Genomic DNA, 11320 nt, shown 5'->3' with positions numbered 1-11320 from the left:
CAGGGAGCGATCGGCATGCGAGCTGGCCGAGGCGTGGTGAGCGTGGCCGCGGGTGTGGTCCTGCTGGCCCTGGCGACGGTCGGCTACACCCTGCCGCCTCCCTTCGATCCGCCGCCGCTGAACGTGGACCCGATCTTCCAGAACCTCCCCGCCCAGCCCGCCGCGGAGGCCAGGCCGGTCTCGGCGAACGGGCGTTTCTCCGTTGAGGACATCACCGTCGACGCCGGGGACACGACGCTCGACGCGACGATCCGCGCGCCGCTGTCCCCCGGCAGGCATCCCGCCCTGGTCTTCGTCCAGGGGGCGGGTCCCGGGGTGCGTGACGAGTTCACCGACCAGGCCGAGTGGCTGGCCGGGGCGGGGATCGTCACGCTCGTCTACGACAAGCGGACCGTCCGCTACGACTTCCGCAACCGCGACTTCGAGCTGCTGGCCGAGGACGCCCTGCGCCTGCTGGCCAGGCTGCGGCTGCGCGCCGACGTCGACCCCGCCAGGACCGGCCTGTGGGGGGTGAGCGAGGGCAGCTGGGTGGCGCCGATCGCCGCGGCCAGGAGCCGGGACGTCGGGTTCACCGTGCTGGTCTCCGCGCCGAACGTCTCACCGTTACGCCAGGTCACCTGGGCGCTCGGCGAGCAGCTCGACCGGCTGCACGCCCCCGCGGGGACCAGGGAGCTGCTGGTCAGGGCGATGAGCGCGGTGCACATGAACTTCCTGCGCCACGACGGCATGCCCGCGCTGCGCAGGGTGCGCGCCCCCGTCCTGGCCCTGTACGGCACGAGCGACCCGTCGATCCCGTTCGTCGAGAGCAGCAAGGCCCTGACCGGCGCGCTCGCCGAGGGAGGCAACCCCGACTACACGATCCGCTACCTGAAGGGCGCCGACCACGGCATGCGCCTGCACGGCGGCCCCTTCGCGCCCGGATATCTGGAGACGCTGGCCAACTGGGTCACGGGACTGCCGGGAACCGCCAGACCCGCCGCGCACATCGCGGGCGCGACACCCGTACAGCGCTACGAGGCCAGCGAGGTCCCCGCGGCGCCGTGGTACGCGGGCGGGGCGGTCCTGGGGATGACGCTGTGCCTGACCGCGGTCGGCTACGTGGTCGGACCGGTGACCGAGATGGTGCTACGGCTGCGCGGGCGGCCGTCCGGCGAGACCGGTGCCAGAGTCTGGCCACCGGTCAGGCGCAGGTTCCGGCGGATGGCGTGGACCGGCGCCGGGCTGCTGGTCTCGGTGGTCGCGCTCATCACCCTGCTGGTGCTGTTCTCGGTCAACCAGGCGGGGGCCTGGCCCGCGGTGCTCGCCGGGTGGCTGGTCATCAGGATGCTGGCCGTACTCATGCTGTTGCAGGAGGTCACGGCCGGCGCGGCGGTCGTCTCCGGGCTGCGGGAGGGCTGGCGGCCGAGCCGCCCGCAGTGGGCCGCGATCATCGGGGTGCTCGGCGGGACCGGCCTGCTGCTGGTCGCCGCGGCCTACTACGACCTGTTCTCCTTCCCCTGGTAGAGGTTCCCCTGGTAGAGGCCCTCCGGAAAGGTCTGGTTCGCCGGAGCGCATGGTCACCTCCGGACCGGGTTTCGGCCAAGAAAGTCACAGCCTTAGGAAATATGTCAGGATAAAGGCGGATTTCTTTTCCAAGGTGTTCATCCGTACGTCGCCCCTCGGCCTCGGCGCCCGCCCTACCATCTCCCCTGCGGCGCTCAAGCGCGTGGGGAGATCGGGGAAGCGGGTGCAGGACGGATCAAGGCGACCGGGACCACGGGGGCCGCGAAGGCTCGGCGCGGTCGTCGGCTGGACGGCCCTGTCGGCGATACTGCCCGGCGCGGGGCACCTACGGGCGGGATGGCGCAGGACCGGGATCGCCCTGCTGTCGGTCTACGCCCTGCTGCTGCTCGGCGTGCTGTGGGTGCTGCTCACCACCGACCTCGGAGACCTGGCCGGGCTGCTGGTCACCTCGACCTGGCTGTCCGCCATCACGATCGGCGCCCCGGTCCTCGGCCTGGCCTGGTTCGTCCTGGTCGTGCACTCCTTCACGGTGCTTCGGCCCGGCATGCTCCGCGGCCCCGCACAGGCGGTCGCGGGGGTGATCGCGGGTCTGCTCGCCATCACGGTCGTGCTGCCGTTCGGCCTGGCCGGGCAGTACGCCACGGTCTCGCAGTCGGCGCTCGACCGGATCTTCAGCGCCCCGCCGGCCACCCCCGCCCCCCGGGCCAGTTCCTCCCAGGAGAGCGATCCGTGGGAGGGCCGGACCCGGGTGAACATCCTGCTGCTCGGCGGTGACGCCGACACCCACCGGGTCGGCGTACGGACCGACAGCATCAACCTGGCCAGCATCGACGTCAGAACCGGCAACACCGTACTGCTCGGCCTGCCGCGCAACCTGGAGAACATCCGGTTCGTCCCCGGCTCCCCGATGGCCAAGCGCTTTCCCAACGGCTTCCGGCTGCCCGCCAACCCGGACGGCTCCCGCGAGGACCTGCTGTTCTCGGTCTGGGAGTACGCCGACTCCCACCCGGAGCTCTTCGGCGGACGCAAGAACCAGGGCGCCAGGACCCTCATGGAGACGGTCGGATACACATTCGGCCTGCGGGTCGACTGGTACGCCCTGGTGAACATGTGGGGCCTGGCCCGGTTGATCGACGCCATCGGCGGCCTGCGGCTGACCGTGCCGCAGGACATCGTCTTCGGCAAGTACAACGAGGGCCTGGTCAAGGCGGGAACCCGCAGACTCGGCGGGGCGGACACCATGTGGTTCGCCCGCTCGCGCACCTTCAGCGACGACTACACCCGGATGGGCCGCCAGCGCTGCGTGCTGAGCGCCCTGCTCCAGCAGGCCGACCCGGCGACCGTGCTCTCCCGGTTCAACCGGATCGCGCTGGCCACCAGGGAACTCCTCCAGACCGACATCCCACGGCCGATGCTGGAGCACCTGGTGCCGCTGGCCCTGAAGGTGAAGAGCGCCGAGGTGACCAGCGTCCAGTTCGTCCCGCCGCTGATCAGCACCGGCTACCCCGACTGGGCCAGGATCCGCTCCCTCACCGCCAAGGCCGTCCACACCTCGTCCACCGCTTCGGCGTCCCGGGAACGACTCGCCGCCCCCGCGACTCCCACCTCAGGCACCACCGCCACGCCAGGGGTCACCTCTTCTCCGAGCACCACCGCCTCTTCGGGCGCCACTGCTTCTCCGAGCGCTACTGCTTCTTCGGGTGCCACCGCCGGCCCGAGCGGCGCGCGGGACACAAGAACCACCTCCAAGTCGGGCAAGCCGACGGAACCGGCCCCGGTCAAGGAGATCAACGAAGGCTGCGCCTGACCTCGGAGCACGGCTGAGTACGGCGCACGCCCAGCGCGCCCTCCCACACGCTGGAGCATCGGCGCCCAACCTCTGAACACGGCTGTGTACGGCGCACGCCTCGCCCCTCCCGTCCACGCCGGTCGACACCGTCGCGCTCGGCGAGGGGTTCCTGGCAGGGCCGTGGGGTGCTCGCGGGCGATCTCGGTGAGGAGGCTCCCGGCTGGGGTTGTGGGGGCCTCGGCGAGGATTTCAGGGGGGCGGCAGACGACCCTCAGTGGGGAGGCTCCCAGGTGACCTCTGTGGGGTTCGCGGGCGACCTCGGTGAGGAAGAACGGCGCACAACTTCACCCCCTTGGTCGAGGCCTTCTTCAACAACGGCCTGTCCCGTCCGGAAGGCTCTTTCTCAGGGAAGCGGTCGGCGACCTCAAGGGAGGCGACCAGCGATGGAGGATGGCGTCACCCGTCGCCGATCCAATCCCGGCGGTCGGCTTCTCCCGACCGCCCGGACCATGTCACTGGTCGAACACACCGTTCTTCACCCCGTCGACGAAGGCGTTCCATTCGGCGGGAGCGAAAAGAAGTTTGGGGCCGTCCGGGTCCTTGCTGTCACGCACGGCGACCACCCCGGGAAGATTCGCGGCGACCTCCACGCACTGGCCGCCACTGTCTCCGGAACACGACGACTTCCGTCACTCCGCAGCGCTCAAGTCCATGCCCCTCGCTTTCTCCGATCGCCCGAACCAGGTCAGCGGTCGAACTCGCCGGTCTTGACGCCACCGACGAAGGACCGCCACGCATGAGGGGCAAAGAGCAGTTTGGGGCCGTCCGGGTCCTTGCTGTCACGCACGGCGACCACCCCGGGAAGATTCGCGGCGACCTCCACGCACTGGCCGCCACTGTCTCCAGAGCACGACGACTTTCGCCACTTCGCAGCGCTCAAGTCCACGCCCGCCTCGCTTTCTCGATCATCTTGATGGATATGTGCTCAGGATAGGCCCATGTCCGGATCGCCTCATAGCGCTTCCAGATTGCGGTTACAGAATCAGCGTCTGCAGTGACCTGCCCTTCAGCCGAGGACTCCGCATGAATTGCATCTGGCCGACTATCTGGAAGTTCGGCGATCGTGAAAGCACCCATCAGGCCTACCAGGCACTTCGGAGCAACGATCTGGATGGAAATCATCGGCCTTTGAACAGCAGCCAGCAGATGGCAGAGCTGTTCGCGCATCACCTTGGCTTCACCAACCTCACGTCGTAGCACGCCCGCGTCCATGAGTACCAACAGGAGGGGCGGTTTCTCCTGGTCAAGGATGCGCTGCCGTCGCATACGAGTCTGGACCCGCTCCTCCGCTTCGTCGGGGGTGATCTGGGGGGCCTGGAGAAAGATGGTCCGGGCATAGTTCTCGGTTTGAAGGAGGCCGGGGACCAGGAGGGGGTCCCAGGAGCGGATGACGCGGGCGTTCGGCTCGATCTCCTCGGCCCAGCTCCGGAACCAGACCGGGCCACCGGGTTGGGCGGTGATGCGCTCGTAGAGCCGGACGAAGGAGACACCGCCCTCGGCTCCGAAAAGCCGGTCCAGCCGCTCGGCGTCGGACTTCGACGGACTGCGGACGGCCTTCTCCAGACGGCTCATCTGGGTCTGGGTGCAGCCGAGCCGGGAGGCGACGGCGGCCTGTGAGAGCTGGGCGCCCTCCCGCAGGCGGCGCAGTTCGACGCCGAACCGCACACGCGGGGACGCGGGGTCGAGAGCCGGCACCACTTCCATTACATTTCCTCCCGAATTATAGAAAACGGACTTATTGTTCAGCCGGTGATACCGAATTCAGTCCGGGGCAGACCAACGGCCGTCATCATCCACCCTGCTCTGGGCTGCGGAACAGGCGCCCGACCGGACCTCCGGGAAGCATCATAAACGCACTCCCCTCTCACCGGGAGGAGCAAAGAAGAAAGCAAGTTATCACCTTCAAATCCGAAAGGAATCAGACCGCCCGTGAATACATCGATGCCATTCGACCCCTCCTCCGGGCACGCCGGAAGGCATTTCGGAGGCCGCCCGTGACGCCGGGCGAGCAGCACGAGAGATTCGACCATCTGGCCCGGCTCGGCCGGGCGCTGAACGCCCTCGGCGTGGGCGTCGTCCTGATTCTCCCCACGGCCGGGGAACCGGTCCTTGAGATCCGTTCGGCATCCGGAACCCTGGTGCGTGTCATCGTCATATGGCGGTCCGGCTGGGTCTTCACCTGGCGGCCCTGGTGGGCACGAATGTGGCCGGGAGACAAATGGGTTGCGGCCCACGCCGACAACGCCGCCGACGTCGTCATGGCGGAGGTGGGCACATGAGGGTCAACGGTCCGATCGACCATTACGGCGACACCCGGCCGAAGGCACCGCACCACACCTGGCAGCGGGGCTTCCCGGGAAAGGAGATATCCGTCCCCACCGCCCGGGAATGGGCACGTGGCCTGCTGACCGGGCGCATCATCGCCCCGGTTCTCGACGACATACTGCTCCTGCTGAGCGAGGTGGTCACCAACGCGGTCACCCACTCGAACTCGGGACACGCACCGGACGGGCAGGTGACCGTACGAATGACGTACGCTCCCGGCGACGTCCACGTGCAGGTGACCGACGACGGCTCGTTCACCAGCGCGCCGACCGTCCGGACACTCAGCCTTGACGAAGACGGCGGACGTGGCCTGTGGCTGGTGAACCTGCTCGCGACCACCTGGGGAGCGCATCGCGGCGAGACCACCCGATCGGTCTGGTTCCGAATCTCCGGCTTCTGACACCGAATACGGTCAAGAACGTGGCGGAGGCGATCCGACTAGGCGAAGATCAGTATGTCTCATCATCAACCGCACTTTCGGAGGTAAGGCATGCGCGTCGCCCGGTCACTGGCCATCGGCTTGACGCTGGCAATCGCGGCCTCGGGATGCACCACCTCCGAACCCTCCCTGAAGGAAGCCACCGCAGAACTCCAGAAAGATACCCAACGCCTGGAAACCGACGGCCTATTCAAAAACCCGCTCATGAAGCTCCGTTTTATACAGCGCCCAGACAAAGACATCCCCTGCGCCAAGGATAGATTCAGGCGAGTATTACGGGCCACGGCCGATGACGAACGTAGCGAAGAGCCGGTTTCCGCCCACCTGGAGCGAGCCGAAACAGTGATGGAGAACACACTCGCTCAGAAGTTCGGATACAAGCTGGATTTCGACTTCAGTCAATCAGATGCTGAAGACGGTAGGTTCATCTACGGTACAAAAAATGATCTAGGCATCAAGGTGACGGTATACGTTTCCCCCGAAGCCCCTACCTGGCGCTTGCACGCAATGACCGCCTGCTTGCCACGATAAGGTGGCGCGTTCAGCTCCAAAGCCCGGTTTGCTCTTTCCCTTTTTCACTGGTTAGTGAATCGGAAGAGTATTCGACCTTCTTATCTAACGCATCATTGCTATCCATCCAACGTTCGTAAGAAGCCAGCTTCTTCCGAAGCGCCTCCTCCCATTTCTTACCTTCACCGGCTTCTTTCTTCGCCTCGGCCAGAAGCTCATCGTAGGTCTTGAGATTCCCCGTCTCTTTACTGATGAGCTCGGCAGGCGGGTCACTCGTCGGGTAGCCGGCTTCATGGAGAAGATACGCCATGTCATATTTCTGTCGAATGACGAAATTCGACCGCGCCCCGGTTGCGGCCTCGACTCTCGTCTCGAAGCTCCCGGCCCAGCCATCGAGAAGCCCGCTCACATAGTAGGTCTTGGTCAACCCCCAGCTTTCGTTCATGAAACCCACTGCCTTCTCGGACAGTTTCTCGGCGAGCTTCTCTGAGAGCTTTTCGGAGGCCTTCTCGGCAAGAGTTCCCACACCGGGGATCTTGTCGATCCCAAGAGAGAAGGTGTTCTTGGTGATCTCCCGAATCAAGTCGTCGGTCGCGTCTCTTTCCCCTCGTGTGTCCAGGGTCGCCTTGAACTCCATCCCGGCCAGACCTCCGAACATCCTCGCGGTGTCCTCGAAATTTCGGGTTTTGTTAAGCACGTCCAACTTGGCCGCCGCTGTCAGCGTGCCGTAGCGGAACTGCGCAGCGGTCTCGTCGAATCGAACGGTGAGTCTCTCAACTCCCGTGAAGGTCTTCATGAAGCGATAGGTGTCCCCGACGCTGAGATAAAACGCCGGGGTCACACCGGGAAGGGAAACCCAATTCTCCGGCATCTTGAACCCGGAAGCTCGATCCACGGCCTTGTCGAAGCGGGCGCCCGAGGCGAGTTCGTGAATGTAGGACGTGGCGAGGGTGACCATGGACTCCCGGGCGGGCTCGGGGATGGAATCTCCCATCGGCCCGGTGGCCAGCATCACGTCCATGGCGAAGGCCGCGGCGGCAGGGCTGTGTTGTCCCGGCTTCTCGGTCGTGGTTTCGGCGCCGGACTCCAGCGCCCGGCCGAAGGCGTCAGCCACCTCGTACCCGGTGCTCGCGTGGTCGATGTAGCCAAGCAGGCGCTTCATCTTCTCGACCTGGCTGAGCTTGACGTCCGTCCCGCCCATCCCTGCGAACGCCTCCCGCACCGCCGCACCGTCTCCCGCGAGAACCTCCAACCCCAACGCGACCAGATCAGAGGGAAGACCGTACTTACCGGCCTCGCTGGAGTTCGTCCGCCAGTCCTGTTCGGAGTTCTTCATGAAGTCGTCCAGCACCAGCGCGCGGGCCGCCGCGCTGCGCACCTTGGCGGGGGCGTTCGCCCCCTTGAGCAGCGCGAGACGGTTCCAGGCGACGATCTTGCTTCCGACCGGTTTGGCCAGATCCTCCCTGACCTTGGCGAACGCCGGGACCAGCGGGGGCGCGTTCAAAGCCGCCCCCAGGGCCTTACTGAAGGCCGCCAAGTCCTGCTTGGCGGTCTTGCTACCGGTAGCCATGAGAAGACTCGGCAGCTTGTCACGAGACTTGACGGGCAGCAGGGCGAAGAAGGCGGCGGCGGCCTGAGGGTTGTCGGCCAGCGCGGCGACCTCGTCGGCGTGATCATGGATGAGGTTGGCCAGAGCGTCACTGTCGCTCCTGGTCAGGATGTCGTTTCCGTACATCCTGGCCAGCCCTTGAGCGACTTCCATGGACTCCAGGTCATCGGGCAGGCGAACAAGCCCCTGGCCGCCCGTCATCGCGACGGCACCTCCCAGTTCGGGGGCCCCGGCACCCAGGTTTCCGACCAAATCGATCCGGCCGTGCAGCATGGAGACCTGGGTGCCGCCCCACTCGGCGATGTCGGCGATCTCCCGCAGCGCGGGGGTGCCGATCCCGTACCGGCCGAGTTTGCCCTCGTACTCCCTGCTGAACGCGGTCAGCCGGTCGGCCGCGCCCCGCAGGGAGACGGCCAGCTGCCCCATCTCGTCGGGATCGATCCCACAGAACTCGTCGCTGTCCGCCAACACGCCTTCCCCTCAACGACTGAGGCGGTCACACCCGTCCGGCCATCTCCCGGCGCATGGCGTCCGCCTCGGACTCGGTCACCAGTGGAGGCTGCCTGCGCAGTTCCTCCTCGATCGCCTCCACGACCCGCCGGGCGAGCTGTCCCAGTCGCTGGTGCCGCGCCTCAAGCTCGGCGCCCCACTTGACGGCCGTCGGCCCCGTCCAGACCTTTCCCGACTGCATCGCTCCAACGGCGCGCTGATAGGCCTGCCGAACCTCCTGGGAACCGTACTCGGCCTCTCTCAGGAGTTGTTTCAGCCGTTCGTGCCGAGGGTTGGGCACCATCCGCTCGGTCACGCCACCCCGTCTCCCCCAGCTCACCGTGGATGGAAAAGCTGGATATCACACTAAACGCCGGATATTTACGGCGGCAGGGTCGACCCCCGTCAGTGCCGCGCCGCCGCCGTTTCGATTGCTTCGCCTGTTTCCGATAGTGCGATTACGAGGGGAAGATAGACGTGCCCGGCATTCACGTCAAGTTCTCGGTCAATCCAGGATCGATGGACACCCGAAAAGCGGCCGACGCCGCCGGGCGGCTCGAAGAGATTCTCAGGCGACATCCCGGCGAGAGCGGCGTCCGGTTCACCGCCGACCCAGGTGACGAAGAACCGCTGGTTCTCCCACGCGAGGCCCTCCTCCTGCTCGCCCACGTTCTGACGCAGGTCGCACGAGGCCGGGGCGTTTCGGTCATCCCCTCGGGGGCCGAACTGACCACCCAGCAGGCGGCGGACGTGCTGCGCGTGTCGCGCCCCTACCTGATCAGCCTGCTGGAGGCCGGCCTGATCCCTTACCGGCTGGTGGGCAGGCACCGTCGCGTCGTCACCGAGGATCTCATGGAGTACGCGCACGGGCTGTGGCCGGAAGGCAGTCGCCCATCACCCGGAAACGGCACAGAAAGACCGTAGTCCATCCCCGGGAACTCCACCCGCCGTCAAAACCGTTCCCATCCCGCCGCGACCCCGCGAACCCGAAAGCAGGCCACTCCCCCACGAGGAGAGCGTTAACGAATGTCGTTCTTCGACAGAAACATCGACGCGATAGACAACGCCGCAAAAATCGTATTCTTCGGAAGTCTCGCGATTCTCGCCCTGATATTCGTCACCGGCCCGGTCGGCCTGTTCACCCTCGTCGTGCTGGCCACGCTCATCGGCTCCGGGCTCGTCCTGAACGAGGTCGCGGACGCCCAGGCGCGCATGGACCAGGAGGCCGCCGAACGGGGGACACAGTGGCACGAGCGGCTGCGTGCGAACCGTGAGCGTGAGCTGCACCGCGAGATCCAGAGGCTACGACGGGAACGCGAACGTTGACCGTCCCGGCTCGTGAGTCGTGCCCGACCGACCGAGCGCGCCGTGGCGCGGTGACCATGAACTGAGCCACCGCTCAGACGGCGTAGGTCTCCTTGGCCAGGCGGCGGACACGATTGACGTCGACCGTGTGGCCCAGGCCCGGCTGGGTGAGCGGTACGGCGATCACGCCGTCCGAGGCACCCACCGGCGGTGTGACGATCTGCGCGCTGCGCGGGGGTTCGGCCACGTCGCAGGGCAGCCCGCAGCCGGGCAGGCTGGCCGCGGCGACCGTCGCCGCCCTGGCCAGGCCGGTGCCCTGGCCTCCCGAGCAGGCGATCTCCCATCCGGCCGCGGCGGCGATGTCGTGCATCCGCCGTACCTCACGCAGGGAGCCGATGGCCGAGGGGCGCAGCAGCAGCGCCCGGCCCGCGCGCGTGACCACCGCCTCGTCGAGCTCGGCGGCCGAGGAGACCTCGGCCAGCACCGGGGCGGCGACGCGTTCCTGCAGGTCGGCGTGGCCCGCGAGGCCGGTGAAGGGGCGCTCGATGGACGAGAGCGTGTAGGCGTCCATCGCCTCGAGGGCCTTGGCGTCGGTGTAGCCCCCACGCGCGTCGACGCCGATGCCGAGGGCGGGGTAGGCCTGACGCACCGCGCGCAGCGGCTCGACGTCCCAGCCGGGGTGGACGTCCAGGGTGACGTGGGCGTATCCGGCGCAGACGTGCCGGTTGACCCGTGCGACCAGGCTTTCCAGGTTGCGTTCCGCGCCGATCCTGACGGTGGCCATCAGCGAGGTACGGCTACCGCCGAGCGCGTGGGAGAGCGGCACGCCGCGCATCCTCGCCCACAGGTCCCAGCATGCCATGTCGGCGGCCGGTCCGCCGGGAACGTCGCCCAGTTCGTCGGGATGCTCCCAGTCGAGGCCGATCAGCGCGCCGCTCAGCTCTTCCTGCAGGAGCCTCCAGGTCTTGGGGCCCGGGTCGACGATCTCCCCCCACCCGGTCATGCCCCCATAGTCGGTGAGCCGGACGAGGACCGCCTCGGGACGCCTGCCGTAGGGCAGAACCAGCCGGAACACCTCAAGCTCACGTACGCGCGGCATGGACCCCCTCGATTCCGTACAGATCGGGAAAACGCCTTGGGAGACGTCTCGGAAACACAATGAGTCCCGCTCTGGGGCGGGACTCCTTCTCCCAACACGAAAGGCGCTCGGCGTCTTCCCCATGGTGTCACGGCCACGGACCTCCCCGTCCGGCCGCGCCTCACGCTCAGGGCCCCGACCTCCCCCGCCCCG

Annotated in this window: 12 protein-coding genes and 1 pseudogene; 7 read left to right on the top strand and 6 right to left on the bottom strand. The window is 67.1% G+C overall.

The features are described 5' to 3' along the window. Positions 1 to 15 precede the first annotated feature (15 nt). On the top strand, positions 16 to 1503 hold the full coding sequence (locus ABZ463_RS12245) for a prolyl oligopeptidase family serine peptidase (protein WP_362775665.1): 1488 nt from the start codon (positions 16 to 18) through the stop codon (positions 1501 to 1503). A 223-nt stretch (positions 1504 to 1726) separates the two neighbouring features. Next, positions 1727 to 3310, top strand: a complete 1584-nt coding sequence (locus tag ABZ463_RS12240; protein ID WP_362775663.1) for an LCP family protein — start codon at positions 1727 to 1729, stop codon at positions 3308 to 3310. Between the two features lie 494 nt (positions 3311 to 3804). Here the strand turns inward: ABZ463_RS12240 and ABZ463_RS12235 are convergent. The 3 genes and pseudogenes from ABZ463_RS12235 to ABZ463_RS12225 all read right to left on the bottom strand — a co-directional run bounded on the left by ABZ463_RS12235 (position 3805) and on the right by ABZ463_RS12225 (position 5056). Continuing rightward, positions 3805 to 4005 (bottom strand): annotated as a pseudogene (locus ABZ463_RS12235) (DUF397 domain-containing protein). Between the two features lie 32 nt (positions 4006 to 4037). Then, the gene (locus tag ABZ463_RS12230; RefSeq protein ID WP_362775661.1) at positions 4038 to 4238 is read right to left on the bottom strand and encodes a DUF397 domain-containing protein; all 201 of its coding nucleotides are present in this window, start codon (positions 4236 to 4238) and stop codon (positions 4038 to 4040) included. After that, a complete protein-coding gene (locus ABZ463_RS12225) occupies positions 4229 to 5056 on the bottom strand; it encodes a helix-turn-helix transcriptional regulator (RefSeq protein ID WP_362775659.1) in 828 nt (275 codons plus the stop codon). The genes ABZ463_RS12230 and ABZ463_RS12225 overlap by 10 nt, the downstream gene beginning before the upstream one ends. Positions 5057 to 5346: 290 nt before the next feature. On the opposite strand from ABZ463_RS12225, the gene ABZ463_RS12220 reads away from it, so the two are divergent. The 3 genes from ABZ463_RS12220 to ABZ463_RS12210 all read left to right on the top strand — a co-directional run bounded on the left by ABZ463_RS12220 (position 5347) and on the right by ABZ463_RS12210 (position 6647). Beyond that, entirely contained in the window at positions 5347 to 5631 is a 285-nt protein-coding gene (locus ABZ463_RS12220) for a hypothetical protein (RefSeq protein ID WP_362775657.1), read from the top strand. Beyond that, the gene (locus ABZ463_RS12215) at positions 5628 to 6077 is read left to right on the top strand and encodes an ATP-binding protein (RefSeq protein ID WP_362775655.1); all 450 of its coding nucleotides are present in this window, start codon (positions 5628 to 5630) and stop codon (positions 6075 to 6077) included. Before ABZ463_RS12220 ends, ABZ463_RS12215 begins: the two co-directional genes overlap by 4 nt. 90 nt (positions 6078 to 6167) lie before the next feature. Continuing rightward, a complete protein-coding gene (locus ABZ463_RS12210) occupies positions 6168 to 6647 on the top strand; it encodes a hypothetical protein (RefSeq protein ID WP_362775653.1) in 480 nt (159 codons plus the stop codon). A gap of 10 nt (positions 6648 to 6657) precedes the next feature. Here the strand turns inward: ABZ463_RS12210 and ABZ463_RS12205 are convergent, their stop codons facing one another. After that, positions 6658 to 8706: a hypothetical protein gene (locus tag ABZ463_RS12205; RefSeq protein WP_362775651.1), complete on the bottom strand. Its 2049-nt coding sequence runs from the start codon at positions 8704 to 8706 to the stop codon at positions 6658 to 6660. Positions 8707 to 8731: 25 nt separating this feature from the next. Then, a complete protein-coding gene (locus ABZ463_RS12200; RefSeq protein WP_362775649.1) occupies positions 8732 to 9040 on the bottom strand; it encodes a hypothetical protein in 309 nt (102 codons plus the stop codon). Between the two features lie 203 nt (positions 9041 to 9243). On the opposite strand from ABZ463_RS12200, the gene ABZ463_RS12195 reads away from it, so the two are divergent. Both ABZ463_RS12195 and ABZ463_RS12190 read left to right on the top strand, forming a co-directional pair. Continuing rightward, positions 9244 to 9648 carry a helix-turn-helix domain-containing protein gene (locus tag ABZ463_RS12195; RefSeq protein WP_362775647.1) on the top strand — a complete coding sequence of 135 codons (405 nt, stop codon included), beginning with the start codon at positions 9244 to 9246 and terminating at the stop codon, positions 9646 to 9648. 102 nt (positions 9649 to 9750) lie between these two features. After that, entirely contained in the window at positions 9751 to 10050 is a 300-nt protein-coding gene (locus tag ABZ463_RS12190; protein ID WP_352011505.1) for a hypothetical protein, read from the top strand. A gap of 73 nt (positions 10051 to 10123) precedes the next feature. Here ABZ463_RS12190 and ABZ463_RS12185 read toward each other — a convergent pair whose 3' ends face one another. Continuing rightward, positions 10124 to 11128 carry an enolase C-terminal domain-like protein gene (locus ABZ463_RS12185; RefSeq protein WP_352011504.1) on the bottom strand — a complete coding sequence of 335 codons (1005 nt, stop codon included), beginning with the start codon at positions 11126 to 11128 and terminating at the stop codon, positions 10124 to 10126. Between the last annotated feature and the right edge of the window lie 192 nt (positions 11129 to 11320).

The sequence above is a fragment of the Streptosporangium sp. NPDC020145 genome, assembly GCF_040631275.1.
Taxonomy (GTDB): domain Bacteria; phylum Actinomycetota; class Actinomycetes; order Streptosporangiales; family Streptosporangiaceae; genus Streptosporangium.
Note: the sequence above shows the minus strand (reverse complement) of the source record. Positions and strands in the feature narration are given on the sequence as shown.